General features: G+C 59.7%; 24 protein-coding genes and 1 other RNA gene. 11 read left to right on the top strand and 14 right to left on the bottom strand.

Annotated elements, in window-relative coordinates:
- Nucleotides 1-38: 38 nt before the first annotated feature.
- The 4 genes from ACTF58_RS07295 to ACTF58_RS07280 form a co-directional block, all read right to left on the bottom strand.
- On the bottom strand, nt 39-740 hold the full coding sequence (locus ACTF58_RS07295; protein WP_438991314.1) for a corrinoid protein: 702 nt from the start codon (nt 738-740) through the stop codon (nt 39-41).
- 157 nt (nt 741-897) lie between these two features.
- Nucleotides 898-1,911, bottom strand: coding sequence for a betaine--homocysteine S-methyltransferase (gene bmt, locus ACTF58_RS07290; protein WP_438991313.1), 1,014 nt, complete (start codon nt 1,909-1,911; stop codon nt 898-900).
- 78 nt (nt 1,912-1,989) lie between these two features.
- The gene (locus ACTF58_RS07285; RefSeq protein WP_438991312.1) at nt 1,990-3,819 is read right to left on the bottom strand and encodes a phosphatidylglycerol lysyltransferase domain-containing protein; all 1,830 of its coding nucleotides are present in this window, start codon (nt 3,817-3,819) and stop codon (nt 1,990-1,992) included.
- Between the two features lie 140 nt (nt 3,820-3,959).
- Nucleotides 3,960-4,277 (bottom strand): DUF1476 domain-containing protein, encoded by a 318-nt coding sequence (locus ACTF58_RS07280; RefSeq protein ID WP_438991311.1) that lies wholly within the window; start codon nt 4,275-4,277, stop codon nt 3,960-3,962.
- A gap of 156 nt (nt 4,278-4,433) precedes the next feature.
- On the opposite strand from ACTF58_RS07280, the gene purC reads away from it, so the two are divergent.
- The 7 genes from purC to ACTF58_RS07245 all read left to right on the top strand — a co-directional run bounded on the left by purC (nt 4,434) and on the right by ACTF58_RS07245 (nt 13,559).
- A complete protein-coding gene (purC, locus tag ACTF58_RS07275) occupies nt 4,434-5,192 on the top strand; it encodes a phosphoribosylaminoimidazolesuccinocarboxamide synthase (RefSeq protein WP_438991310.1) in 759 nt (252 codons plus the stop codon).
- Nucleotides 5,193-5,258: 66 nt separating this feature from the next.
- Nucleotides 5,259-5,489, top strand: coding sequence for a phosphoribosylformylglycinamidine synthase subunit PurS (gene purS / locus ACTF58_RS07270; protein ID WP_298805027.1), 231 nt, complete (start codon nt 5,259-5,261; stop codon nt 5,487-5,489).
- Nucleotides 5,489-6,532, top strand: coding sequence for a zinc-dependent alcohol dehydrogenase family protein (locus ACTF58_RS07265; protein WP_438991309.1), 1,044 nt, complete (start codon nt 5,489-5,491; stop codon nt 6,530-6,532). Before purS ends, ACTF58_RS07265 begins: the two co-directional genes overlap by 1 nt.
- 18 nt (nt 6,533-6,550) lie before the next feature.
- Nucleotides 6,551-7,219: a phosphoribosylformylglycinamidine synthase subunit PurQ gene (gene purQ / locus ACTF58_RS07260; RefSeq protein WP_438991308.1), complete on the top strand. Its 669-nt coding sequence runs from the start codon at nt 6,551-6,553 to the stop codon at nt 7,217-7,219.
- 46 nt (nt 7,220-7,265) lie between these two features.
- Complete coding sequence (locus tag ACTF58_RS07255) at nt 7,266-9,029, top strand: sensor histidine kinase (RefSeq protein ID WP_438991307.1); 1,764 nt, start codon at nt 7,266-7,268, stop codon at nt 9,027-9,029.
- A 17-nt stretch (nt 9,030-9,046) separates the two neighbouring features.
- A complete protein-coding gene (locus ACTF58_RS07250) occupies nt 9,047-10,384 on the top strand; it encodes a sigma-54-dependent transcriptional regulator (protein ID WP_438991306.1) in 1,338 nt (445 codons plus the stop codon).
- A 409-nt stretch (nt 10,385-10,793) separates the two neighbouring features.
- A complete protein-coding gene (locus ACTF58_RS07245) occupies nt 10,794-13,559 on the top strand; it encodes an Rne/Rng family ribonuclease (RefSeq protein ID WP_438991305.1) in 2,766 nt (921 codons plus the stop codon).
- 62 nt (nt 13,560-13,621) lie between these two features.
- Here ACTF58_RS07245 and ACTF58_RS07240 read toward each other — a convergent pair whose 3' ends face one another.
- Nucleotides 13,622-13,843, bottom strand: coding sequence for a sulfurtransferase TusA family protein (locus ACTF58_RS07240; RefSeq protein WP_438991304.1), 222 nt, complete (start codon nt 13,841-13,843; stop codon nt 13,622-13,624).
- Between the two features lie 93 nt (nt 13,844-13,936).
- Here ACTF58_RS07240 and ACTF58_RS07235 point away from each other — a divergent pair, with 93 nt between their 5' ends.
- The 3 genes from ACTF58_RS07235 to ACTF58_RS07225 are packed head-to-tail and all read left to right on the top strand — an operon-like array spanning nt 13,937 to nt 17,336.
- Nucleotides 13,937-14,686, top strand: a complete 750-nt coding sequence (locus tag ACTF58_RS07235) for a cytochrome c biogenesis CcdA family protein (RefSeq protein WP_438991303.1) — start codon at nt 13,937-13,939, stop codon at nt 14,684-14,686.
- 59 nt (nt 14,687-14,745) lie between these two features.
- On the top strand, nt 14,746-15,996 hold the full coding sequence (locus tag ACTF58_RS07230) for a hypothetical protein (protein WP_438991302.1): 1,251 nt from the start codon (nt 14,746-14,748) through the stop codon (nt 15,994-15,996).
- Nucleotides 15,993-17,336, top strand: a complete 1,344-nt coding sequence (locus tag ACTF58_RS07225) for a cytochrome P450 (protein WP_438991301.1) — start codon at nt 15,993-15,995, stop codon at nt 17,334-17,336. The genes ACTF58_RS07230 and ACTF58_RS07225 overlap by 4 nt, the downstream gene beginning before the upstream one ends.
- Nucleotides 17,337-17,390: 54 nt before the next feature.
- Here the strand turns inward: ACTF58_RS07225 and ACTF58_RS07220 are convergent, their stop codons facing one another.
- From ACTF58_RS07220 to ACTF58_RS07180, 9 genes are all read right to left on the bottom strand, one after another.
- Nucleotides 17,391-17,615 (bottom strand): N-(5'-phosphoribosyl)anthranilate isomerase, encoded by a 225-nt coding sequence (locus ACTF58_RS07220; RefSeq protein ID WP_438991300.1) that lies wholly within the window; start codon nt 17,613-17,615, stop codon nt 17,391-17,393.
- Between the two features lie 34 nt (nt 17,616-17,649).
- Nucleotides 17,650-17,862, bottom strand: coding sequence for a ribbon-helix-helix domain-containing protein (locus ACTF58_RS07215; RefSeq protein WP_438991299.1), 213 nt, complete (start codon nt 17,860-17,862; stop codon nt 17,650-17,652).
- A complete protein-coding gene (locus tag ACTF58_RS07210) occupies nt 17,859-18,035 on the bottom strand; it encodes a DUF4169 family protein (protein ID WP_438991298.1) in 177 nt (58 codons plus the stop codon). The genes ACTF58_RS07215 and ACTF58_RS07210 overlap by 4 nt, the downstream gene beginning before the upstream one ends.
- Entirely contained in the window at nt 18,035-19,426 is a 1,392-nt protein-coding gene (gene fumC, locus ACTF58_RS07205; protein ID WP_438991297.1) for a class II fumarate hydratase, read from the bottom strand. The genes ACTF58_RS07210 and fumC overlap by 1 nt, the downstream gene beginning before the upstream one ends.
- A gap of 96 nt (nt 19,427-19,522) precedes the next feature.
- Nucleotides 19,523-20,020 (bottom strand): SspB family protein, encoded by a 498-nt coding sequence (locus ACTF58_RS07200; RefSeq protein ID WP_438991296.1) that lies wholly within the window; start codon nt 20,018-20,020, stop codon nt 19,523-19,525.
- A gap of 67 nt (nt 20,021-20,087) precedes the next feature.
- Nucleotides 20,088-21,338 carry a chromate efflux transporter gene (chrA, locus tag ACTF58_RS07195; RefSeq protein ID WP_438991295.1) on the bottom strand — a complete coding sequence of 417 codons (1,251 nt, stop codon included), beginning with the start codon at nt 21,336-21,338 and terminating at the stop codon, nt 20,088-20,090.
- 73 nt (nt 21,339-21,411) lie between these two features.
- Nucleotides 21,412-21,761, bottom strand: a transfer-messenger RNA (tmRNA) gene (gene ssrA, locus ACTF58_RS07190).
- Between the two features lie 20 nt (nt 21,762-21,781).
- Complete coding sequence (locus ACTF58_RS07185; RefSeq protein ID WP_438991294.1) at nt 21,782-22,168, bottom strand: ectoine synthase; 387 nt, start codon at nt 22,166-22,168, stop codon at nt 21,782-21,784.
- A gap of 59 nt (nt 22,169-22,227) precedes the next feature.
- Nucleotides 22,228-22,968 carry a FadR/GntR family transcriptional regulator gene (locus tag ACTF58_RS07180; RefSeq protein ID WP_438991293.1) on the bottom strand — a complete coding sequence of 247 codons (741 nt, stop codon included), beginning with the start codon at nt 22,966-22,968 and terminating at the stop codon, nt 22,228-22,230.
- A gap of 103 nt (nt 22,969-23,071) precedes the next feature.
- Here ACTF58_RS07180 and ACTF58_RS07175 point away from each other — a divergent pair, with 103 nt between their 5' ends.
- Nucleotides 23,072-23,812: a DUF2182 domain-containing protein gene (locus ACTF58_RS07175; protein WP_438991292.1), complete on the top strand. Its 741-nt coding sequence runs from the start codon at nt 23,072-23,074 to the stop codon at nt 23,810-23,812.
- Nucleotides 23,813-23,818: the final 6 nt, after the last annotated feature.

The following is a 23,818-nucleotide window of genomic DNA, read 5'->3' as shown; positions in this document are numbered from 1 at the left end:
TCCGGCGGGCCTTTGAGACGCGTTTGTGTCGCCCGGGCTTAGCCCGCCGAGGCTTGGTTGTGCTTTCGCGCGACCCATTCTTTGGCGGTTTCGACGGCCACAGCCGCATCACGGCAGTAGGCGTCGGCACCAATGGCTTTGCCGAACTCTTCGTTGAGCGGCGCGCCGCCCACGAGGACGATATAATCGTCGCGGATGCCTTGCTCGACCATCGTGTCGATCACGACTTTCATGTAGGGCATTGTGGTTGTCAGCAGGGCCGACATCCCGAGGATCTCTGGCTTGTGCTCTTCGAGGGCGGCGAGATAATTTTCGACCGGGTTGTTGATGCCGATGTCTTCGACTTCAAAGCCTGCGCCTTCCATCATCATGGCGACAAGGTTTTTGCCAATGTCGTGGATATCGCCTTTGACCGTGCCGATGACCATGCCACCGACGCGGGGCGCGCCTGTTTCGGCCAAGAGCGGCTTGAGGATCGCCATGCCGCCCTTCATCGCGTTGGCGGCGAGCAGAACTTCGGGCACAAAGAGGATGCCGTCGCGGAAGTCTTGTCCGACGATTGTCATGCCGCCAACGAGGGCTTCTGTGAGCACGCGGTAGGGCGGCCAATCGCGGCTGAGCAGGATGTTTACGCCTTCTTCGATTTCCTCTTTGAGGCCATCATAGAGGTCGTCAAACATTTGTTGGACAAGCTCGTCGTCGTCCAGATCTGCGAGGATGATGTCTTCTTCGTCCGACATGGCGGAATCCTTTGATCGAATTTTCTTTGTGACAGCTTTTGGCAGAATGTCGCAATGTGACTGGCTCGATTGCGACATACGCGAGACTTTTGCCGACCAACTGCACGAATGTCGCAAATAGCAGCGCAGCAAATCCATGCTGCGCCGCAGAGACGGGTCAGGCGCGGCGGCGGCGGTTGCTGCGTGTGCTGCTGGGTTCGTTGTCGCCTGTGCCGTCGCTGGCCGAGGAGAAAGCCCCGAGGCGGGCGGTGATCTCTTCGAGGCTGGGTTTGTCGCTTTTTGGTCTTGTTTCAAGGGCTTCACGCATCATGCGCAGGTGCTCTGGCATGGTGCCGCAGCAGCCGCCAATGATCCGTGCGCCGCTGTCGCGGGCGAGGACGGCATAGTCGGCCATGAGCGCGGGCGTGCCATCGTAATGGATGTGGCCATCGACATATTTGGGGATGCCTGCGTTGCCCTTGGCAATGATCGGGCGCTCTGTGCCTTGGGCGGCAAAACCCTGCACCGTGCGCAGCATATCGGAGGCGCCGACGCCGCAATTGGCGCCGAAGGCGAGAGGCTTGTGATCGAGTTTTTCGACCATGGCGACCATGGCGGCACTTGTCATGCCCATCATGGTGCGGCCTGCGGTGTCAAAGCTCATGGTGCCGCACCACGGCATATCCGCGAGCTTGAAGGCTTCGGCGGCGGCGATATATTCTTCGGGTGCAGAAATGGTTTCGAGCCAGAGCACATCGGCACCGCCCTCTTTGAGGCCTTCGGCTTGCTCGTGAAACATCTCGACGGCGATTGCGTGGGTGAGCTGGCCCATCGGCGCCATGATCTCGCCTGTGGGGCCGACGGAGCCTGCGACGATCACGGTATGATCGGCGCGGTCGGCGACATTGCGGCCGATTTCGGCAGAGATGCGCGACAGCTCGCGGGCGCGTTTGGCGGCATTGTGGAGTTTGAGGCGGGCGGCATTGCCGCCGAAGGAGTTTGTCAGGAAGAGATCGGAGCCGGCATCGACGGCGGATTTGTAGAGCGCTGTGATTTTGGCGGGTTCATCGACGTTCCAGAATTCGGGTGGATCGCCTGCGCCGAGCCCCATATTGAACAGATTTGTGCCAGTTGCGCCGTCGGCGAGGAGCCAGTCGCGGGAGGCGAGGAGCGTTTCAAGGGGGGATGTCATGGTTGGGCTACCTTATATGGGTTTGCGCTGCCTTCGCACAGGTCGGGACTTTAGGCAAATTCATAATAGACATGAAGATTATGAGTTGGGCTTGAAGCCGGGGCGGTGAATGCTGAGCGTGAGATCTAGAAGGGCGAGGCCAAGGCCCAGACGGCTTGGCGCGGCCATGTAGAGGGGAGCCAGACGCGGCGCGAAGCAGGCTTTGAACTGGCCAAGGCCTGCGGCTCCGGAGAGGCGGGACAGCAGGGCCGCCAGCGGCCCCGCGTGGTGCAGCGCGGGCAAGGCGGCGAGCGAGAGGCTTTGACGGCCTGTGGCGGCGGCCTCGTGGATGGCTTGGGTGATCAGGCTGTGCATTGTCCCGTCGGGGGCGTCATCGGTGGAGCGCATCAGGTCAAGGCAGAGCTCGTGGGCGGAGAGGTGAAAGCTGACGAAGGCGACGAGTGCGCCCTTGTGATAGGCCAGATAGACGCGCTGTTTTGCGAGGTAGTCAGGGCAAAAACGGCCCATGGAGAACCCCCGCGCAGCTTTGTGACGGGCGCTCCATGCCGCATCGACGCGGTGCATTTCGGCGAGGGGCAAACGGGCAGAGCAGCGGACTGTGACACCCGCCGAGGCCGCTTTGCGCAGCTTGCGCCGCAGTTGGCGGTGGGCGGGCGCGGCGGTGTCAAACCGTTTGACATCAATGCGGGCTTCATTGGCGATGTGCAGAAGCACAAAGCCTGCGCGGCGCAGGGCGGTGGCGCTGGTCTGGCTGCATTTGTAGACGGCTGGAACACGGTTGCCGAGGCGCGCACGGGCGACAAGCGCGGGCAGCAGCGTGTCAAAGCTGCCGTGGGCCGGATCAAACAGCGCGGTGAGGGTCTGGGGTGTGGCGATGGCGCAGAGGGCGGCGTCGCCGTGGGTGAGCAGAGTGGCGCCGTTTTGGCGGGTAACGCCAAGCTCGGCGCGCCGCGCATGGGCCAGAAGGCGCGGCGCAATGGTTGGTGGCGTGGCTCGGTGCAGCGCTCTTTCGGCGGGGGGCGCTGCGGGCGGCTTTTTGAGCAGAAGGCAGGCGGCGAAAAGCGCGGGCAAGGCATAATAAATCAGGCGAAAACCGATCAGCCCCGCCACAAGCTCGGCCTCGGGCAGGGCGGGCAGGAGCGCCAGCAAGCTCAGCTCGAATGCGCCAGCGCCTGCGGGGGCGCCCGATAGCAGACCTGCGCCAAAGGCTGTCAGGAAGGCGGCATAAAAGGCCAGCAGGTTGATGCCTGAGAGGTCGGGTAAGAGAAACATAAATGCGAGCGCCGCGAAGAGCGTATCAAGGCAGGTGAGCAGCAAGAGAGCGCCCATGGCAGGCAGGGAGGGCAGGCGCAGCCTCGGCCAGAGCAGGGATGCGAGCGGCAGGACAAGGAGCGCGCCCAGCAGGGGCAGAGCCCAAGGCGCTGCAGCGCGGCCCTGCGTCAGGAGCGAGCAGAGCGCGATGAGTGTGGCGAGGGCTGCACCAAAGGAAAGAGCGCAGAGCACTGTGATTGCGACAGCGCGCTGCACCCCCAGCGCTGGCAGGCGCTGCAAGCGCACCAAGCTGCCTATGACGAGGCCAAAGCCGAGCGTTTGGCTCAAAGCGATGGCGGCCACGCCGCTTTGCACGGTGAGAGGCGTGGGCACGCCTGTGTCAAAATGCCGATGGAGCACAGTGTCATAGCGCCCCACGGCCCAAAAGCTAGCGACAGTGGCGAGGGCTGCGAGCGCCCAGGCGACAGGCGAAATCGAGGACAGGGCGCTTTGAAGGAGGGTGAGATCAAGCGTTTGCAGTTTGTTAAGGAGGAGCCAGAGGCAAACCGACGCGATCACGAGCGGCAAGAGCGCCTTGAGGGGCGTCAGCTTGGGCAAGGCAGGCGCGCCAGACGGGGGAGCGGAAAATTTCAACATAGGACCTCAGGGCGCATCTGCTAAAGGAGCTGGCTCCCTTTTGACAGAGGTCTGTGAGTTTGCCGTTAACAGTTAAAATACGCCCCAAAAAAGCGCCGCCCCCGAAGGGACGGCGCTTGAACGCTCATGTAGGGCGAGGCTTAGCCGGCTTCTGTCATCACTTGGGTTTTGGCCAGAACGCTCAGCTCGGCGCGCTTGGCGCGGATGGTGTCGGCATCGGCCATTTCGCCAAGGTCGGCGGCGACCTTGCGGACCACATCTTCATGCCCTGCTTCTTCAAAATCGGCTTTCACGACGTCGGCCGCATAGGCGGCGGCGTCATCGCCTGATTTGCCCAGAAGCTCGGCAGCCCAGAGGCCGAGGAGCTTGTTTGTGCGGGCTTCTGCTTTGAATTTCATGGCTTCGTCATGGGCGAATTTGTTTTCAAAGGCGTTTTCGCGATCGTCAAATGTGGACATGGGCGTGTCTCCGAACAGTGTTAAACTTACCCCAAAAATATGCAATTCGTCGCGGGAGAGCACAAGCCCTCATGGCGCGGCTTGCGACAATCAGCCCTTTGCCATAAGAGACAGTCAAGCAAGCAGACTCACCTATAGCGCGAGATTGGAGCCCCGATGGCACGCCGCAAGAAAATCTACGAAGGCAAGGCAAAAACCCTGTTTGAAGGGCCAGAGCCAGGCACGATAGTGCAGTATTTCAAGGACGATGCCACGGCCTTCAACGCGGAAAAGCGGGATGTGATCGAAGGTAAGGGCGTTTTGAACAATATGCTCTCGGAATATTTTATGAACGGTTTGACGCAAATTGGCGTTCCGAACCATTTTATCCGCCGTTTGAATATGCGTGAGCAGCTTGTGCGGGCCTGCGAGATTATTCCGCTGGAAGTGATTGTGCGCAATTTTGCGGCAGGCTCCATGGCCAAGCGCCTCGGGATTGAAGAGGGCACGCCGCTGCCACGCCCGATTGTGGAATATTGCTACAAGGACGATGCTCTGGGCGACCCGCTTGTGTCGGAGGAGCATATTGCCGCCTTTGGCTGGGCCAGCCAGCAAGATATGGAAGATATCCTGAGCCTTGCGCTGCGGGTGAACGACTTTTTGTCGGGCGTGATGTTTGGCGTCGGGATCAAGCTTGTGGACTTCAAGATCGAGATCGGCCGTGTCTATGAGGGCGATTTTATGCGCTTGTTGGTGGCCGATGAGATCAGCCCTGACAGCTGCCGTCTGTGGGATCTGGAAACCGGCCAGAAGCTGGATAAGGACGTGTTCCGCCGCGATCTTGGCAGCCTGACAGACGCCTATAGCGAAGTGGCGCGACGGCTCGGCGTGATGCCAAAGGGGGCGACCCCGATGAAGCCGACGTTGATTAACTAACGCCTTCAAAATATTGATAAGCCAAGATAAACTCTTGGCAGATGATGAATGAAAACGGAGAGAGCCATGAAAGCGCGTGTGCAAGTTATGCTGAAGAACGGGGTTCTGGACCCTCAGGGCGAGGCCGTGCGCCATGCGCTTGGGGCGCTTGGATTTGATGGTGTCGAGGGCGTGCGTCAAGGCAAGGTGATCGAGCTTGATCTGGCCGAGGGCACCTCTGAGGCCACTGTCACCGAGATGTGCGAAAAGCTGCTCGCGAACACTGTGATCGAGAGCTACACAATCGAGCTTGGCTGATGCGCGCCGCGCAGATCACCACATGGCGCGCGCCGCTTGAGATCGTCCGTCTGGACGACCCGACACCGCCAGTGGGCGGTGTTGTGCTCAGGGTGCTGGCTTGTGGTGTCTGTCGCTCTGACTGGCACGCTTGGGTCGGGGCGGACCCTGATGTGGCGCTGCCCCATATTCCGGGACATGAGTATTGCGGCGAGATTGTCGCGGTGGGCGCGGGTGTCACGGGGTGGCAGGTTGGCCAGCGTGTGATTGCGCCGTTTATTCTGGCCTGCGGGCGCTGTGGCGACTGTCAGTCTGGCAACCAGACCATCTGCGCCACACAGGCTGTGCCGGGTTTTACCCATGCGGGCGCTTTTGCCGAGTATATCGCTGTGCCTTATGCCGATGCCAATCTGACGGCTTTGCCGGAGAGCATTGCGCCTGATCTGGCGGCGGGGCTTGGCTGCCGCGTGACGACCGCGTGGCACGCTTTGACAGGGCGCGCCGCGTTGCGGGCGGGCGAGTGGCTGGCTGTGTTTGGCGGCGGCGGTGTCGGGCTTTCGGCTTTGATGCTGGGCCGCGCCCTCGGCGCGCGGGTCGCTGTTGTCGATATTGTGCCCGAGAAGCTCGCCTATGCGAAGCGCCTTGGGGCGGATGTTGTGATTAACGCGGCCGAGGGCAACGCTGCAGAAGCTGTGCGCGCGGCCACGGGCGGCGGCGCGGACCTTGCCATTGAGGCGCTTGGAGTTGAGGCGACCACGGTTGGCGCGCTGAAGTCCTTGAAAAAGCTCGGTCGTATGGTTCAGGTCGGGATGCCTGCGGGGGATCACGCTGTGATGCCGATTCCGATGGATGTGGTCTATTCGGGGCAGCTTGCGATTTATGGCACCCGTGGGATGCCTGCGCACCGTTACCCAAGTCTTTTGAGCTTGATGGAGGCGGGGCAGGTTGATCTATCGCCGCTTGTCACCCGCCGTATTGCCCTGAGTGAGGCGACCCGCGAGCTTGCCGCTTTTGACCATGCTGCGCCTGCGGGTGTGGCTGTAATAACCGATTTTGAGAGCTGAAACGCCAAGGAGAACCCCATGAAAGCCGCTGTGATTGTCTTCCCCGGATCAAACTGTGACCGTGATTTGGCTGTGGCCTTGGAAAAGGCGGGGGCCGATGTGAAAATGGTCTGGCACAAGGACACGGCCTTGCCTGAAGGCATTGATCTTGTGGCTGTTCCGGGGGGCTTCTCATTTGGGGATTATCTGCGCTGTGGCGCGATTGCGGCCAATTCGCCGATCTGTGGCGAGCTGAAGGCCCATGTCGAGCGCGGCGGCTATGCGCTCGGGATTTGCAACGGGTTTCAGGTTCTGACCGAAACCGGCCTTTTGCCGGGCGCGCTGCGGCGCAATGCGGGGCTGAAGTATATTTGCAAACCGATCGCGCTGCGCGCCGAGGCGGTGGATACGGCCTATACCAGCGGCTATGAGGCGGGGCAGGTGATCACCGTGCCGATCGCGCATCATGACGGCAATTACTATGTCGATGACGCCAAGCTCGCCGAGCTTCAGGGCGAGGGGCGCATTGCCTTTACCTATGTCGACAACCCCAACGGCTCTGTGGCCGATATTGCGGGGGTTGTGAGCCGCAACCGACGCGTGCTGGGAATGATGCCGCACCCCGAGCGGATGGCCGAGCCAAGCCACGGCGGAACCGACGGCAAAGCGATGTTTGCCAGCCTCATGAGCCAAATGGCGCTTGCCTGAGATCTGTGCGCTTGTGAGGGGCAGAAAGCCCCGCTAATTTGACGGCATGAGCCTGATTGTTGACCCCTCGCCAGACGAGCGCCCGCGCACCAAAAGCTGGCGCTTGCGGGCGGTATTTGTCGTGCTTTTGCTCTTGGCGGTGCTCACTATATCGGTCACCAACCGCTTTTTGACCGAGCGGTTTACCGAAAACACCCGCAACCGCGCCGAACTCAGGCTGACTCTTTATTCGGGCAATTTGATCTCGGAGCTGAAGCGCAACTCGATTGTGCCGCAGCTTTTGAGCCGCGACCCTGCTTTGATCGGGGCGCTGAACTCGGGCGATTTTAGTCAATCGACCCAGCGGCTTATCTCTTTTGTTGAAGAGATCGGCGCGGCCTCGCTTATTTTGCTGGATGCCAGCGGGCGGACTGTGGCGGCGACCGACCGTGCGCGGCTTGGGGAGCCACATCGCGAGCATAGCTACTTTATCGAAGCGCTGCGCTCGCCCAACACGATCTTTTCCACGGTGCCGCGCGAGAGCGGCGGCTACCGCTTTGTTTATGCGCGCCGTGTGACGAGCCAGTCCGAGACCATCGGGGTGATTGTGGTTGAGGTTGATCTGGCCAAGTTTGAACGGGCGTGGGCCGGTATTTCGGACGCTGTTCTTGTGACCAACAGCGAGGGCACGATTGTTCTTGCCACCGAGCCGCGCTGGCGGGGCTTGCAGGAAGATGAAGCGCTTGGGCGCGAGTCCGCAGACAGCGCCATTGAGCGGGCGATCCGCGCCACGCAAAACTGGACCTCTTTGCCGCCTGACGCCTATGTGCAGGGCGAGGGCGTGATGCGCAAGGAGATGCGGGTGCCGTTTCGGGGCTGGAAGATCACCTCCTTTACGACCTATGCGAGTGTGCGCGAGCGGGTGAACGGGGTTCTGGCGCTCGAGATTATGGTTTTTGCGATTTTGCTGTCGCTGGTGTTTTACCTTCTCAGCCGTAAGTCGGCCTTGCGGATGGCGCTGTTTCAGCGCGAGTCGGCGGAGCTTCGCCAGCTGAACGTGCGCTTGCAGCGGGAAATTGCCGAGCGCGAGAAGATGCAGGGCGCGCTCAGGACCGCCGAACAGAGCCTTGCGCAGAGCTCCAAGCTGGCGGCTTTGGGCGAGATGTCGGCGGCTGTGAGCCACGAGCTGAACCAGCCTTTGGCAGCGATGAAGACCTATCTGGCCGGCTCGCGGCTTTTGCTTCAGCGCAACCGCCCTGACGAGGCTTTGTCATCTTTTCACCGGATTGATGATCTGATTGAGCGGATGGGCACGATCACCAAGCAGCTCAAGAGCTATGCGCGCAAGGGGCAGGACGAGCTGAGCCCGATAAACATGGGTGATGCGCTGACATCGGCTTTGTCTATGATGGAGCCGCAGCTCAAGCTTCGCCATGTCAAGATCGACCGTGTTGTGCCCAAGTGGCCTGTGATGGTGATGGGCGATCGGGTGCGCATTGAGCAGGTCATGGTGAACCTCATTCGCAACGCTCTGGACGCCACCAAGCTGGTGCAGGAGCCCGAAATCGAGCTGATGTTGACGGCGGGGGAAACGGCGACGCTTTCTGTGCGCGACAATGGCGAGGGGATCGAAAATCTGGATGCGCTGTTTGAGCCGTTTTACACCACCAAGCAGCCCGGCGAGGGCGTGGGGCTTGGGCTTGCGATTTCGTCAGGCATTGTAAACGACCTTGGCGGGCGGTTGACGGCGCGCAATGCGATGGCGGGGGGGGCTGTTTTTGAAATGCAACTGCCTATCTTGGAAGACAGCAGCTCTGAAGCTGCAGAGTAGGGAAAGAGAGACGAGTGATGGCCAAGGCTATGAAGATTGCGATTGTGGATGACGAGCAGGATATGCGCCAGTCGATTAGCCAGTGGCTCGCGCTATCGGGTTATGACACCCAGACCTTTGCGAGCGCGGAGGACGCGCTCAAGGAGTTGGGCGCGGATTATCCGGGGATTGTGATCTCTGACATCAAGATGCCTGGCATGGACGGGATGCAGTTTCTCAAAAAGCTGATGGGGGCGGATTCTGCTTTGCCTGTGATCATGATCACGGGGCACGGCGATGTGCCGATGGCTGTGGAGGCGATGCGCGTGGGGGCGTTTGATTTTCTTGAAAAGCCGTTCAACCCTGACCGTATGACCGAGCTGGCCAAGAAGGCCGCGAATGCGCGCCGTCTGACGCTGGACAACCGCGCGTTGCGGCGCGAGCTGTCTGAAGGCGGGCAGCTGATGAAAAAGCTGATCGGGGCCAGCCCGATTATGGCGCGGCTTAAGGAAGATATTCTCGATCTGGGGCAGGCTGACGGGCACGTGTTGATTGACGGTGAGACGGGCACGGGCAAAACGCTTGTGGCCCATGCCTTGCACGCGGTGGGCGCGCGGGCGGGAAAGAAGTTTGTTTTGGTGAGCTGTTCGGCTCTGGAAGAAGAGGCGCTTGTGAAGCGGCTTTTTGGCCCGATGCAGCCCGAAGACAGCCGCTTGCCTGCGGTAGAGGAGGCGCGTGGCGGCACGCTTGTGCTGGAAGACATCGAGACACTGCCTGACGCGGTTCAGGCGCGCTTGCTGAGCTTTATGAATGAGGAGGGCAACCCGCCTGAAACGCGGATTGTGGCGATCTCGAACTTGCAGGAGCAGAACCGCACTGTGGAAGACGCGCTGCGCGCCGATCTCTTTTACCGCCTTGCGGCGCTGCGCATCACGGTTCCGCCCTTGCGCCAGCGCGGGGAAGATATCCTGACGCTGTTTACGCGGCTCTCGGACGAGTTTGCCGAGGAATACGGCTGCGATGCGCCCAAGGTGAGCGCGCAGGAGGCGGCGCAGCTTTTGCAAGCGCCATGGCCCGGAAATGTGCGCCAGCTGATCAATATTGCCGAGCGGGCGGTGCTTCAGTCGCGGCGTGGGGCCGGAACGATCACCTCGCTTTTGATGGCAGATCACGACGAGATGCAGCCTGTGATGACGACCGAGGGCAAGCCGCTCAAGGAATATGTCGAGGCCTTCGAGCGGATGCTGATTGACAACACCATGCGCCGCCACAAGGGCTCTATTGCCGCTGTGATGGAGGAGCTGTGCCTGCCGCGGCGCACGCTGAACGAGAAGATGGCGAAATATGCGCTGCAGCGTTCGGAGTATTTGAGCTAGGCTTTTTGCCTTTGGGTGGGTTTGGCGCGGTTTGGCGTCGATTAGCCATTGTATTTTAACCCTTGCTGGCCTTAAGTAGAGTTACAGAGCTGCGAGTTTCGCTCTCTGAGGAGTTTATCTGCTTCGGATGCTGCGCCTTGCGCACTCCCCAGCAGGATGAATTGGCCCGAAAACGGGGCCAAACGGACCGGCGGGCCTTTGTGTCTGCCAATGAATGGGCACTTTGGTCTGCGCAAGCGGCAAGGTGTCGGAGAAGAAACGCGATGAAGCGCGCTAAACTATTGAGTTCGAGAGCAGAGGGCGCAAGCGCCCCTCTTGAACGCGCGTCTGACATCGCCCGAAATAGACACGTTTTAAGGCCTGTGACTCCGAGAGGGGTGTGCAGGGATTTTGCGTGCAAATGGACTTCATGGCTAAGAAAATGCTTATCGACGCCACCCACGCAGAGGAAACTCGCGTTGTTGTGGTTGATGGAAACAAAGTTGAGGAATTTGACTTTGAAACCGAGAACCGCCGGCAGCTTGCTGGCAACATCTATCTTGCAAAGGTAACACGGGTCGAGCCGTCGCTTCAGGCGGCTTTCGTGGATTATGGCGGAAACCGTCATGGTTTCCTCGCCTTTAACGAGATTCACCCTGATTACTATCAGATCCCGGTCGCGGACCGCGAAGCTCTGATGGAAGAAGAGCGCGCGTATGTGGAAGCACAGCGCGCCCGCGACGAGGACGATGAGGACAAGCCCAAGCGCGGCCGCTCCCGCTCGCGTGCTGCGCGTGCGAAAACAGACGACGCAGTGGAAACACGCGAAGTTGAGGGCGACGTTTCTGGTATGGAGACGATCGACCTTGGCGAGAGCGACGGCGAGGACACCGCCGAAGGGCTTTCGCCCATGGAGCTTGTGGGCGAAACGCCTGTAGAAGAGCCAAACGAAGAGGCCGCCGAGACCGTAGAGGCGGACGCTGTTGAGGCCGAGGCTGGGGCTGGGGCGGAAGAGGCTGAGGCTGTTGAGGCCGAGGAAGATGAAGAGGCCCCTAAGGGCCGTTCGCGCCGTGGCAAGAAAGACGCCGTGGAAAAGGACGAAAGCATCGAGTCTGTGGCTGATGAGGACGAAGAAGAAGATATTCGCCCGCCCCGCAAGCCGCGCCCGCGCCGTTACAAAATTCAAGAAGTGATCAAAGTGCGCCAGATTATGCTGGTGCAAGTGGTCAAAGAAGAGCGCGGCAACAAAGGCGCAGCGCTCACAACCTATCTGAGCCTTGCCGGTCGCTACTGCGTTTTGATGCCCAATACCGCTCGTGGCGGCGGCATCTCGCGCAAGATCACAAATCCCGCAGACCGCAAGAAACTCAAAGAAATCGCGACCGAGATCGAAGTGCCAAAGGGCGCTGGTCTGATTGTGCGCACGGCGGGTGCCAAGCGCACCAAGACCGAAATCAAGCGCGACTATGAGTATTTGCAGCGTTTGTGGGAACAGATTCGCGAGCTGACGCTCAAATCAACTGCGCCTGCGAAAATCTATGAGGAAGGTGACCTCATCAAGCGCTCGATCCGCGACCTTTACAGCCGCGAGATTGACGAAGTTCTGGTCGAAGGCGAGCGCGGCTACCGCATTGCCAAAGACTTCATGAAGATGATCATGCCGTCGCACTCCAAGAATGTGCAGCGCTATGAAGACAATCTGCCGCTGTTTGCGCGCTTCCAAGTCGAGAGCTATCTCGCGGGGATGTTTAACCCCACGGTGCAGCTTAAGTCGGGGGGCTATATCGTCATTGGCGTGACAGAAGCGCTTGTGGCTGTGGATGTGAACTCTGGCCGTGCGACCAAAGAAGGCAGCATCGAAGAGACCGCTTTGAAAACCAACCTTGAGGCGGCCGACGAGGTGGCACGCCAGCTGCGCCTGCGCGACTTGGCCGGTTTGATCGTGATCGACTTCATCGACATGGACGAGCGCCGCAACAATGCCTCGGTTGAAAAGCGGATGAAAGACAGGCTCAAGTCTGATCGTGCGCGCATTCAGGTTGGCCGTATTTCGGGCTTTGGCCTGATGGAAATGAGCCGTCAGCGTTTGCGCCCCGGGATGATCGAGGCGACGACGCAGCCGTGCTCGACCTGCCACGGCACGGGGTTGATCCGCTCGGATGACAACCTTGCGCTGAGCGTTTTGCGCCAGATCGAGGAAGAGGGCACACGCCGCCGCTCGCGGGAAGTTTTGGTGAAATGCCCTGTCGGGATTGCCAATTTCCTGATGAACCAGAAGCGCGAGCACGTGGCGCAGATTGAGGCGCGCTATGGAATGTCTGTGCGGATCGAGGGCGACCCTGCTCTGATCAGCCCTGATTTTACGCTTGAGAAGTTCAAGACGGCGACACGGGTTGTGAAAGAAGTGGCTTCGACGGCTATTTCGGCCACGGCTGCTTTGATGGACGATATTGACTCCGAAGAGCCAGACGAGATCGACGAGGTCACCGCAGAAGCCATGGAAGAGACCGCTGAGACCAATGGCGAGGACAAGCCCAAGAAGCGCCGTCGTCGTCGGCGCCGTCGGGGCAAGGGCAATGGCGGCGACGCCAATGGCGAGAACAACGGCGAAAACGGCAATGGCGAGAGCGCAGCTGACGCGGAGGCTGTGTCTGAGGGCGCAGCCGATGAGGCTGGCGCTCTAGAGGCCACGCCTGAGGTGGTGGAAGCTGCACCTGCCGAGGCAGAGGCGGAAGACGCGCCAAAGAAAAAGACCGTGAGCCGTTCGCGCAAGAAGAAGGCGGATACTCCAGCGGAGGCCAAGCCTGCGACAGCAGCAAAGGCGGAGGCTGTCGAGGCTGTGGAAACAGCTGAAACCGAGGAGAAGCCCAAGAAAGCCACACGCAAGCCATCGACGCGGGCGAAGAAGCCCAAGGCAGATGAGGCGGAGGCTGGTGTTGAAGCTGCGGCAGACGACAAAGCGCCAGCCAAGCCGAAGACGACACGGTCGCGGGCGAAGAAAAAGCCTGTTGAGGCGGATGAGGCGGCCCCAGTAGCGGCAGCTGAGCCTGTTGTGGAGGCGACACCTGAGCCTGTTGTCGAGGTCGCTGCTGTGCCTGAGGCTGTGGCGGCTCCTGAGCCAGCACCTGCGCCTGAGGTGAAGGACGACACGCCACCCAAGCCCAAGAAGCGCGGCTGGTGGTCGCTGGGGGGCTAAGCTCTTCTGACAGAAAAAAGATAAAGAGCCGCGCCTTCGGGCGCGGTATTCTTTTGGGAGGTTTAGGCTTTCTGAACGGTGTAACGCATTGCGCCGTTTTCTTCTTCTGTGCTCAGAAGGCTATGGCCCGCCTCGGCGCAGAAGTGAGGCACATCAATCACGGCGGCAGGATCATCGGCTATGAGCGTGATCGTCTCGCCAGACGCAAGCGCGCGCATCCGCTTGCGCAGGCGCAAGACGGGCAGGGGGCAGAGAAGGCCTATGGCATCAACTGTTTCGCTCATATGCCAGAGGTATTGCGAATGTTTCAGCCTGTCCACAGACTTGTGACAGAAAGTGCCAATGACGCGGCCTCTGTGATGCGCTAAGGCTGTTTTATGTTTGGAATCGAAATTATAGATGCGGGGCTGCTCCCTGCTATGATCGTGGCGCTGATGGCGGGGCTTGTCTCGTTTCTCAGCCCTTGCGTCTTGCCGATTGTGCCGCCCTATCTGGCCTATATGTCGGGGGTGTCTGTCTCTGATCTCAACCGCAAGGAAGGGCCGCGCAGCGCCGTTGTGCCTGCTCTTTTCTTTGTGCTGGGGTTGTCGACCGTGTTTTTACTGCTCGGCTTTGCGGCCTCGGCGCTTGGTCGGGTCTTGCTGTCTTATAGCGATCTGTTTTCGACTGTGGCCGGGATCATTGTGATGATCTTCGGGGCGCATTTTATCGGGATTTATCGCATCGGCTTTTTGGACCGCGAGGCGCGGCTTGATGTGGGCGATCAGGGCGGCAGCGCGATGGGCGCCTATGTGCTCGGCCTTGCGTTTGCCTTTGGCTGGACGCCCTGTATCGGGCCGCAGCTTGGCGCGATCCTGTCGCTGGCGGCGAGCGAGGCGAGCATTGCCAAGGGGCTTGTGCTGCTTGGAACCTACGCGATTGGCCTTGGTATTCCGTTTATTTTGGTGGCGCTCTATCTGCCGCGCCTTGGCGGCGTGATGGGTTGGATGAAGGCCCATATGGCGCAGATCGAGCGCATCATGGGGCTTTTGCTTTGGACCGTGGGTCTCTTGATGCTGACGGGGGGCTTTTCGGACTTCTCTTATTGGCTGCTTGAAACCTTCCCCGCGCTGGCAAAGCTTGGCTGAAGGCTTTGGCCTTACTCTTGCCAAAAACCTGCGCTAGGCTCTTTGGCAAAGGGGACAGAATGAGCGGTAAGGCAGACAGCGCGAAGCAATGGGTGCGCAGACGGCGGGTGTTTTACATCCCCGGCTATGATCCTATTCATCCGCGCCGCTACCGCGAGCTTTACCGAAAGGAAGGCGCCGCGCAAGCGACGATTTCGGGCTATGACATTGCCCTCAGCCCCAAGACGACCAAGGGCCCCTATGGCTGGCACGTGAGCGCAACCGTGGACGGGCAAGAGACGCAGACCGATGTCGAGGCGCTGGTCTGGTCTGATATTGTGCGCGACAGCATGAGCCATACGATCCCTGCCACTTATGGCGCGATGCTGCGCACGGCTTGGGCCTATATCGGTTCGGGGGCGCTTTGGCGACTCATGCGGCTCAGGAAGGGGCCTGTGATTGCGGCGCTTTACCCTGTGCTTATGTTGATTGTGCAGGCGCTTTTGGCGCTTGGGGCGGCATGGGGTGTGATGCGGGGTGTGGGCCTTTTGCTCGGTGGGGTGCCTCTGCTCGCGGGGCTTGCGCCTTATGCGGGCCTTCTGCTTGGGCTTATTGTGGCGTGGGGGCTTCTTGTCTGGTTCAAGACACAGGACGCCAAGTTTTTTGTCTATTACCTTATGCATGATTATTCCTATTCGGCGCGCCATAAGGGGGCGAACCCGCCTGAGCTTGAGGCGCGGATGGCCGCGTTTGGCGCGGCAATTTCCGAGGCATTGACGCAAGAGTATGACGAGGTTCTGGTGGTGGGGCACTCGTCGGGCGCGCATCTCGGGGTGTCGATTTTGGCGGACCTCATCCGCGCGGGGCAGGTGCCCAAGGCGGGGCCAGAGCTTTCGTTTCTGTCGCTCGGACAGGTTGTGCCCATGGTGTCTTTTTTGCCCGCGGCATGGCGCTTGCGCGCGGATCTGGCCTATTTGAGCACGCGAGAGGAGCTGGCCTGGGTGGATGTGACAGCGCCTGGCGATGGCTGTGCCTTTGCGCTGTGTGACCCTGTCAAAGTGTCAGGGGTTGCGCCTGAGGGCCAGCGCTGGCCCTTGGTGATTTCGGCGGCCTTTACCCAGAGCCTCAGTGCGGCGCGCTGGAAAGAGCTGCGCTGGCGCTTCTTTCGGCTTCATTTTCAGTATCTCTGCGCCTTTGATCGCCCGCGTGACTATGACTACTTCCAGATCACGGCGGGGCCACTGACATTGGGCGCGCGCTATGGCACACGCGGGGCCTCAAAGAGCCGCATCGAGACGCCTGTGAACAAATTTAGAAGTGTTGCGCCATGAACCTGCCGCCAAAGCCGCCTGCGCGGCCTGATAAAGTGAGCCTTTGGCGCTATGTGAAGCTCTTTCGGCAGGATATTCTGTCAGCGCAGCCGGCAAAGCTGTATCGGGCTTGGATGGCTGAGTTTCGCACGCCGTTCTTTCGCTCGTTTATGGTCAATGATCCGAAGCTGATTGATATCGTGCTGAAAGAGCGGCCTGATGACTTTCCCAAATCATCGCGGGTGAGCGAGGGGCTGCGGCCTTTGCTTGGCGAGAGCGTGTTTCTGACCAATGGCGAGACGTGGAAGCGGCAGCGGCGCATCATCGACCCCGCTTTTGAGGGCGGGCGGCTGCGTGATACTTTTCCGGCGATGTGGGCCGCCTCGGAGGCCTGTGTGGCGCGGCTTGAGGAAGGCGTCGTCGAGATTGAGGAAGTCACGAGCCATGCGGCAGCGGATGTGATTTTTCGCACGCTGTTTTCTATTCCGATTGAAAACGAGATTGCGGCGGAGGTCTTCAATGAGTTTCGCGACTATCAGCGCAGCCAGCCGATTGTGAATATAGCGGCGTTTCTGCCGCTGCCACGCTGGATGCCACGGTTCTTCCGTCGTCGCACGCGAGAGACAGCTAAGAGCATTCGCAGCCTGATTGCGCGGCTCACACAAGCGCGGGCCGCCGAGATTGCGGCGGGCACGGCGCCTGACGATTTGGCGAGCAAGATCATGACCACGCCAGACCCTGTGACGGGGGAGCGCTTTACGCCTGAAGAGATGGTTGATCAGGTCGCGATCTTCTTTTTGGCGGGGCATGAGACGAGCGCCTCGGCGCTGGCGTGGACGCTCTATTTGCTGGCGCTTTACCCTGAGTGGCAGGAGCGGCTTGCGCAAGAAGCGGCTGCGCTAAAGGAATGTGATTTTAAGGTGATGTCGGAGCTGAAGCTCTCCCGCGATGTCTTTCGAGAGGCGCTGCGACTTTATCCACCTGTGCCGATGATGGTGCGCGAGGCGGGCTGTCCGCATGAGTTTCGCGGCCGCAAGGTGAAGACGGGCAGCCAGATTGTGCTGAGCCCATGGCACTTGCACCGCCATGAGCGGATCTGGGCGCGCCCTGATGCGTTTGAGCCAGAGCGTTGGCAGACGGAGGCGGGGCGCAGCTGTGCGCGGCAAGCCTATATGCCCTTTAGTGCGGGGCCGCGGGTCTGCACGGGGGCGGGCTTTGCTATGGTGGAGGGGCCGCTTATTTTGTCGATGCTGTTGAAGCGCTTTCGCTTTGAGCGGGTGGAGGGGCGTGAGCCGCAACCTGTTGCGCATCTGACCGTGCGGGCCAAAGACGGGATCTGGCTGAAGGTGAGTAAGCGATAGAGCGGCCCAGAAAATTCGAATTTTCGGGGCAAATTTCTGGAAAGAAATTTTGGATCAGAGCCGTTTGATCGGCTCTTGATTGCAAAAGATGATGATGTCCCCAGCATTCGTGAGCGCGGTATAGCCACGGCGCGACAGCTCGTATTTGAAGCGTATCATGCCAACAAGACGTTCGATGTCGCGTTGTTTGCGGCGCACGACATCGCCTTTGGCGGCAGCGCGGGAGCTAAAAATCTGTTCGATCCAGAGATCAGGGGTGAGATGAGCTGGGACAGGCATGGCCCTATTGAGCCATAGAGTGGTTAACACGCGCTTAACGCTGAAGTTCTGCCAGAATATAAAGCCGAATGGCTGAGGCGAGGCCGCTCTCAACGCCGCGTGCTTCATCAATTTCGGCGGCCAACTCATTGATAGGTTTATTTTTTTGCGCAGCGATGGTGCGGAATGCGCGCCAGAACTCATCCTCTAAAGAGACGCTGGTGCGGTGCCCCCGCAGGGTAAGCGAGCGCTTCACGGGACGGCTCATCTGTCGCGCTCTTTGGCGGACAGATCGCGCGCCGCCTTGGCGGCGCGGGCTTTTTCGAGCTCTTTTTGAGCCTTTGTGCGGCCATGTTTGACCACGTTTTCACCGGCGCGGGCTTTGTCTTCGGCCCGCGCCGCTGCTTTTTTAAACCGGTTGAAATTAACCGGCTCGGCCATCACTTGGGGCCGATCATATCTTCGGGGCGCACAACGCGGTCAAACGTCTCGGCGTCGACAAACCCAAGCGCGATGGCCTCTTCTTTGAGGGTCGTGCCATTCTTGTGGGCTGTTTTCGCCACTTTGGTCGCGTTGTCATAGCCGATGGTGGGCGCCAGCGCTGTGACGAGCATCAGGCTTTCTTTCATCAGCTTCTCAATACGTGGCTCGTTGGCTTCGATGCCCATGAGCATACGCTCGGTGAAGCTGTCGGCGGCGTCGCCCAAGAGCTGGATGCTTTGCAAAAGGTTGTAGCTCATCATCGGGTTGTAGACGTTGAGCTCGAAATGGCCCTGTGAGCCTGCAAATTTGATTGCGGCGTCGTTGCCCATCACGTGCGCGGCGACTTGTGTCAGCGCTTCGGCCTGTGTCGGATTGACTTTGCCGGGCATGATCGAGCTGCCTGGCTCGTTTTCGGGCAGGATCAGCTCGCCAAGGCCCGAGCGGGGGCCAGAGCCGAGGAAGCGGATGTCATTGGCGATTTTGTAGGCCGAGCCTGCGATTGTCGCCAGCGCCCCTGACATGAAGACCATGGCGTCATGGGCGGCGAGGGCTTCGAACTTGTTGGGTGCGGTCACAAACGGCAGGCCTGTGATATCGGCCATGTGGGAGGCAACGGTTTCGCCCCAGCCGTGCTTTGTATTGAGGCCTGTGCCGACGGCTGTGCCACCTTGGGCCAGCTCATAGATCGCGGGGAGGGCGGCGTGAACGCGTGAAATGCCCATGCGGATCTGGTGGGCGTAGCCTGAGAACTCCTGGCCGAGCGTGAGGGGCGTTGCGTCTTGGGTGTGGGTGCGTCCGATCTTGATGATGTCTTTGAAGGCCTCTGCCTTGGCTTCAAGGCCGGAGGCGAGCTTTTCAAGGCCAGGGAGCAGAACATCATGGACAGACATAGCCGTGGCGATGTGCATGGCTGTCGGGAAGGTGTCGTTTGAGGACTGGCCCATGTTGCAGTGATCATTGGGGTGCACTGGGTCTTTGGAGCCGATGACTCCGCCCAATATTTCGATGGCGCGGTTGGCGATGACCTCGTTTGAGTTCATGTTGGACTGCGTGCCCGAGCCTGTCTGCCACACGACCAGCGGGAAGTTGTCATCAAATTTGCCAGCCACCACTTCGCTTGCGGCTTGGATAATCGCCTCTGCAAGCTTGCTGTCGATCGCGCCGCTGTCGCGGTTGGCCATGGCGCAGGCCTGCTTGATCACCCCGAGCGCACGCACAATGGCAACAGGCTGCTTTTCCCAGCCGATCGGGAAGTTCATGATCGAGCGCTGTGTCTGTGCGCCCCAATATTTGTTTGACGGGACCTCAAGGGGGCCGAAGCTATCGGTTTCTGTGCGGGTGTCGGCCATGTTCGGCTCCTTTTGCAAACTGTCGCAAACGGTCTAACGCTCTCGCGGGAGGGGAGCAATGGCTGATAGCCCTAACGGGGGCGCAGGAGCGCCTGCTTACTTGCGAAACTGATCGAGGCTGACGACGTCGGCTTGTCGCTTTTCCGGTTCGGCCTGTTCAACCATGGGCGCTTCGGGGGCTTCGTCATGATCTGAGAAGAGGGTTTCATCTTCGTCATCCTCGTCCTCAAAGTCGTCGTCTTCGCTGGCTTCAAAGCGCAGGCCGAATTCGACAGAGGGGTCGACGAATGTTTTGATCGCATCATAGGGGATTTGCAGCGCTTCGGGGGCGTCGCCGAAATTCAGCGTGACGGAAAAGCCTTCATCGGTGACAACAAGCGCATCAAACCAATGCTGAATGACAATCGTCATTTCTTCGGGGTAGCGCTCGTGCAGCCAGTCGGCGAGCTTTGCCTCGGGGTGACGGGTGTCAAAGGTGATAAAGAAGTGATGCGCGCCCGGCAGGCCGTTTTGCGCGACGTCTGTCAGCACGCGGCGGATCAGGCTGCGCATGGCGTTGTGCATCAATGTGCCATAGTCAATCGTCTTTGACATCGGCTGCCCCCTTGGTTGTTGCGACAAGAATAGGGAGTTTCGCGGAAAACAAAAGACCGAAACCGCGCTAAAGGCCAAGGGCTGTAAAGAGAGCGAAGCCGAGCAGGGCATTTGCGAGGATCAGGATGAAAAGATTGCCTTTTGTGAGCCGTGAGATGGCCGCGCCTGAGGCGATCAGGGCGAGTGCAGGCCAGTTTATTTGGGCAAAAACCTGCTCAAACCCGCCCGTCAGCCCGTTTGGCCAGAGCACAGACAGGGCAAACCAGAGCGAGAGACTGGCAATGACGCCTGTGACGGCGGCTGTGACGCCTGAGAGGGCGGCGCGCAAGCGCGGCCAAGCGAGGAGGCGCTCAAGATAGGGCGCGCCAAGGAAAATATAGAGAAAGCAGGGCGTGAAGACCATCCAGAGGGTGAGCAGCCCTGCGGCGGTGGCGAGGCCAAAGCTGCCTTGGGCATGGCCTGCGATATGGCTTGTGAACTGGGTCACGAGAATCAGCGGGCCAGGGGTTGTCTCGGCGAGGCCGAGGGCGTCGATCATTTGAGCGGAGGTGATCCAGCCGTGATCTTGCACCATGGTTTGGGTCATCCAGCCAAGCAGCGCATAGGCCCCGCCAAAGCTGAGCAGGGCGAGCTGGGCGAAATAGGCGGCCAGCTCTGTGAGGAAGGTTTGACCTGAGAGGCTGAGAGCGGCGAGGGGAGCCAGCCAGAGCGCGACGCCGCAGGCGAGCCAGCGCAGGCTTTGGGCGAGAGGGAGCGTGGGCGGCAGCTCTCTCGGTGTTTCGCTGTCTGAGGCGAACAGCAGGCTGCCCGCAAGGGCCGCGAGGGCGAGTATCAACGGGTAGGGCGCGCCAAGGGTATAAAGCCCCAGAAAAGCGCCAAGGGCTATGGCGCGGCTGGGCCAGCTTGTCAGCGCTTTTTGCGAGAGGCTAAAGAGCGCCTGAACCACAATCGTGATTACGGCGGCTTTGACGCCTATGAACGCGGCGACGGCCCAAGGCTGTGCGCCGTAAAGGAGATAGGCGACGGCTAAGGCCCAGATCACCAATGCGCCCGGGAGGATAAAGAACAGCCCCGCCAGCAGCCCGCCTTTCAGCCCGCGCAAGCGCCAGCCTGCATAGGTTGCGAGCTGCATGGCCTCAGGGCCAGGGAGAAGCATACAAAAACTGAGCGCGCCTGCGAACTGGCGCTCTGTCAGCCATGAGCGTGTCTGCACCAGCTCGCGGTGCATCAAGGCAATTTGAGCGGCGGGGCCGCCAAAAGACAAAAGGCCGATGCGGGCGAATGTGCGGTTGAACTCTTGCGCGCTTGGGGGCGTCATGTGGTGGCTCCAAAAGCGCTGTGTGAGAGGGGCGCATGATAGGGGCTATATCAGAGAGGGGAAGGGAGAGGAAAGTGCAGGCTTCTGTTGCCAGGTGCCTGCGAACCCCGCCTTAGGCCGCTAAGCGTAAGGACTTAGATTTCAACAGTTCCAGTCGCTTACGCGGCCATCGCCATTGGAGCACGATTGTCATTTGCAATTGTACATTTTGGGCCGATACGGTGGCACCCAGCCGAAACAAAGCTAACCTCTTTAGACGTTCGTCGATCCTATTTCGTCCCCATGATCCCCAAATGAAGGATGTTTGGTGGAGACGCCGGGTACCGCCCCCGGGTCCGATCCGCTTATTACAAGCGCGTTTATGTTCATAGTCTCCGAGGAGACACCTACAAAATAGTCGCTAATCGGGGCGATTTGAAGGGGGAAAATGAAAATACTTCGCTTTAATAGGCCGAGCCTGAATTTGCGGCGAGGCTGTGGCGTTCTGTGCCTTTGAGGGGGGGATTGAAGACGCTTATCAGGACCATATCCGCGCCTGCATCGGCGCAGAGAAAGTGATCATCATGTTGATCAAGCACATAGACGGTTCCGACGTTTACTTTAAGGGATGTTCCGTTGAGATCGCGGATCGAACCTGAGCCTGAGATACAATAGCAGGCTTCAAGATGATTGCGATATTGGAGGCGGGATTCTGATCCGGCGCGCACGACGGTATGACAGATGGTAAAGCCCATTTGGTCTTGTTCGGTGAGGAGGCGGTGGCTTGTGCCATTGCCCCAATCGACGAAATGAGGCGTGTTTTCGATCTCTGTTAAGTGACGTGTATACATTTTGACCTCGCCATGGCTGCGCAATTTGGCGAAGAGGATGGCCTTTAATTACGGCCAGATTATGAGGGCTTTTTGGCTGTTTTGCGGCGGGCAAAGACATCGGCGGCCAGTTTTTGAGTGTAGCGTTCAAGCTCTGTCAGGCGGGTTTCGACATCGCTGGCATTGCCAGCCTCAAGGGCATCGGCGATCTGGCTGTGCAGATCAATGATTGCGGCGCGGGAGCGGGCTGTGAAGGTGATCATGTTCATCAGGGGCTGCATGGCCTCGACGGCCCCTGCGAGCTGATAAGAGAGCACAGGGTTGCCTGCGCCATCGACAAGCGCGCGGTGAAAGGCGACATCGGAGGCGCAGAAGGCCTCATCGGACAGGGCAGGCTGGGACTGGCGAAAAATCTCTGTGCGCATTGTCGCGAGCTGGTCTGGCGTGCGCCGCGCGGCAGAGAGTGGTGCGCAGGCGCGCTCCAGCGTGTAGCGGGCCTCGCAGGCGACATCAAAGCTGACGTCATTCATGCTCAGGAGCAGGGTCGAAGTGGTGATCTGCTGCGGGTAGGCGTCTTGGAAGCTGATATGATTGACAAAAGCGCCGCCCGTGGCGCCGCGCTGTGTGCGGATCAGCGACTGGGCGGCGAGGCGCTTGAGGGCCTCGCGGACGGTCGGGCGGGAGACGTTGAACTGCTCGGAGAGATCGGATTCCGAGGGCAGGCGTTCATCGACAATCAGCTCCCCTGATATGATCGCGTCGCGGATGTTTTTGGCGATTGTGGCGGAGAGGTCTGCTGGTTTGGATGTTGATTTTTTCATATGTCTGACAATTCACTCTTTACGTAGAGCTTAAATTGTCTGACATTTGCATTCAAGACCTGAGTCGCGTGAGGACAACGTGCTGATAGAGCGTATCAAAACCATGACCGGATGGCATTGGCTGACATTGTTTGCCGTGATCGCTTTGGCGTGGGCGGCTTTGTTTATGATGGCTGTGCCTGCGGAGATGCGGGCATATTCCAATTTGTATGGCGCAGATTTCTGGGAGGCGCTGTGCACTGTTACGCCCGATGCGGCAGGGCTTGCGCGGCTTTTTTTGATGTGGGCCTTGATGTCGGCGGCGATGATGGCGCCGACGGCTTTGCCTGCGTTTGGCACTTATGATGATCTTGTCGGCTCAACAGGGCAAGGCAACTTCGGAGCGCTGGTTGCGGGGTATATTGTGGTTTGGCTCGGTTTTGCAGCCTTTGCGGCGGCTGTGCAGATGGGCCTGACGCAGATGGGCGCGGTCGATCTTCTGGGGCAGAGCCAGTCGCCGCTTTTGACGGCGGGGCTGTTGATTGGCGCTGGAAGCTATCAGTTTTCGGCGCTCAAGGAGGCTTGCTTGAGCAAGTGCCGCCGCCCGATCAGCTTTTTTATGCAGCATTGGGATGAGGGCGCGTGGCGCAACGGTGTGCGGCTTGGCCTTGTCTGCCTTGGCTGTTGCTGGGCCTTGATGCTGCTTGGATTTGTGGGTGGAGTCATGAATCTCGCGTTCATGGGGCTGGCGACTGTGATGATGATTTTGGAGAAACTGCCCGATATCGGGCGTTGGCTCACACGTCCTTTGGGGTATGGCCTCATTGGCTGGGGGCTTTTTGCGCTGGTTGGCGCTTTCATTTAGTGGAGG

It is taken from the genome of Lentibacter sp. (assembly GCF_965657785.1).
Lineage (GTDB): Bacteria > Pseudomonadota > Alphaproteobacteria > Rhodobacterales > Rhodobacteraceae > Lentibacter.
This window is presented reverse-complemented; position numbering and strand designations above follow the sequence as displayed.

Coding starts and splice junctions, on each gene's coding strand:
- ACTF58_RS07295 (WP_438991314.1), bottom strand. CDS start 740: ATGTCGGACGAAGAAGACATCATCCTCGCAGATCTGGACGACGACGAG.
- bmt (WP_438991313.1), bottom strand. CDS start 1,911: ATGACATCCCCCCTTGAAACGCTCCTCGCCTCCCGCGACTGGCTCCTC.
- ACTF58_RS07285 (WP_438991312.1), bottom strand. CDS start 3,819: ATGTTGAAATTTTCCGCTCCCCCGTCTGGCGCGCCTGCCTTGCCCAAG.
- ACTF58_RS07280 (WP_438991311.1), bottom strand. CDS start 4,277: ATGTCCACATTTGACGATCGCGAAAACGCCTTTGAAAACAAATTCGCC.
- purC (WP_438991310.1), top strand. CDS start 4,434: ATGGCACGCCGCAAGAAAATCTACGAAGGCAAGGCAAAAACCCTGTTT.
- purS (WP_298805027.1), top strand. CDS start 5,259: ATGAAAGCGCGTGTGCAAGTTATGCTGAAGAACGGGGTTCTGGACCCT.
- ACTF58_RS07265 (WP_438991309.1), top strand. CDS start 5,489: ATGCGCGCCGCGCAGATCACCACATGGCGCGCGCCGCTTGAGATCGTC.
- purQ (WP_438991308.1), top strand. CDS start 6,551: ATGAAAGCCGCTGTGATTGTCTTCCCCGGATCAAACTGTGACCGTGAT.
- ACTF58_RS07255 (WP_438991307.1), top strand. CDS start 7,266: ATGAGCCTGATTGTTGACCCCTCGCCAGACGAGCGCCCGCGCACCAAA.
- ACTF58_RS07250 (WP_438991306.1), top strand. CDS start 9,047: ATGGCCAAGGCTATGAAGATTGCGATTGTGGATGACGAGCAGGATATG.
- ACTF58_RS07245 (WP_438991305.1), top strand. CDS start 10,794: ATGGCTAAGAAAATGCTTATCGACGCCACCCACGCAGAGGAAACTCGC.
- ACTF58_RS07240 (WP_438991304.1), bottom strand. CDS start 13,843: ATGAGCGAAACAGTTGATGCCATAGGCCTTCTCTGCCCCCTGCCCGTC.
- ACTF58_RS07235 (WP_438991303.1), top strand. CDS start 13,937: ATGTTTGGAATCGAAATTATAGATGCGGGGCTGCTCCCTGCTATGATC.
- ACTF58_RS07230 (WP_438991302.1), top strand. CDS start 14,746: ATGAGCGGTAAGGCAGACAGCGCGAAGCAATGGGTGCGCAGACGGCGG.
- ACTF58_RS07225 (WP_438991301.1), top strand. CDS start 15,993: ATGAACCTGCCGCCAAAGCCGCCTGCGCGGCCTGATAAAGTGAGCCTT.
- ACTF58_RS07220 (WP_438991300.1), bottom strand. CDS start 17,615: ATGCCTGTCCCAGCTCATCTCACCCCTGATCTCTGGATCGAACAGATT.
- ACTF58_RS07215 (WP_438991299.1), bottom strand. CDS start 17,862: ATGAGCCGTCCCGTGAAGCGCTCGCTTACCCTGCGGGGGCACCGCACC.
- ACTF58_RS07210 (WP_438991298.1), bottom strand. CDS start 18,035: ATGGCCGAGCCGGTTAATTTCAACCGGTTTAAAAAAGCAGCGGCGCGG.
- fumC (WP_438991297.1), bottom strand. CDS start 19,426: ATGGCCGACACCCGCACAGAAACCGATAGCTTCGGCCCCCTTGAGGTC.
- ACTF58_RS07200 (WP_438991296.1), bottom strand. CDS start 20,020: ATGTCAAAGACGATTGACTATGGCACATTGATGCACAACGCCATGCGC.
- chrA (WP_438991295.1), bottom strand. CDS start 21,338: ATGACGCCCCCAAGCGCGCAAGAGTTCAACCGCACATTCGCCCGCATC.
- ACTF58_RS07185 (WP_438991294.1), bottom strand. CDS start 22,168: ATGTATACACGTCACTTAACAGAGATCGAAAACACGCCTCATTTCGTC.
- ACTF58_RS07180 (WP_438991293.1), bottom strand. CDS start 22,968: ATGAAAAAATCAACATCCAAACCAGCAGACCTCTCCGCCACAATCGCC.
- ACTF58_RS07175 (WP_438991292.1), top strand. CDS start 23,072: ATGACCGGATGGCATTGGCTGACATTGTTTGCCGTGATCGCTTTGGCG.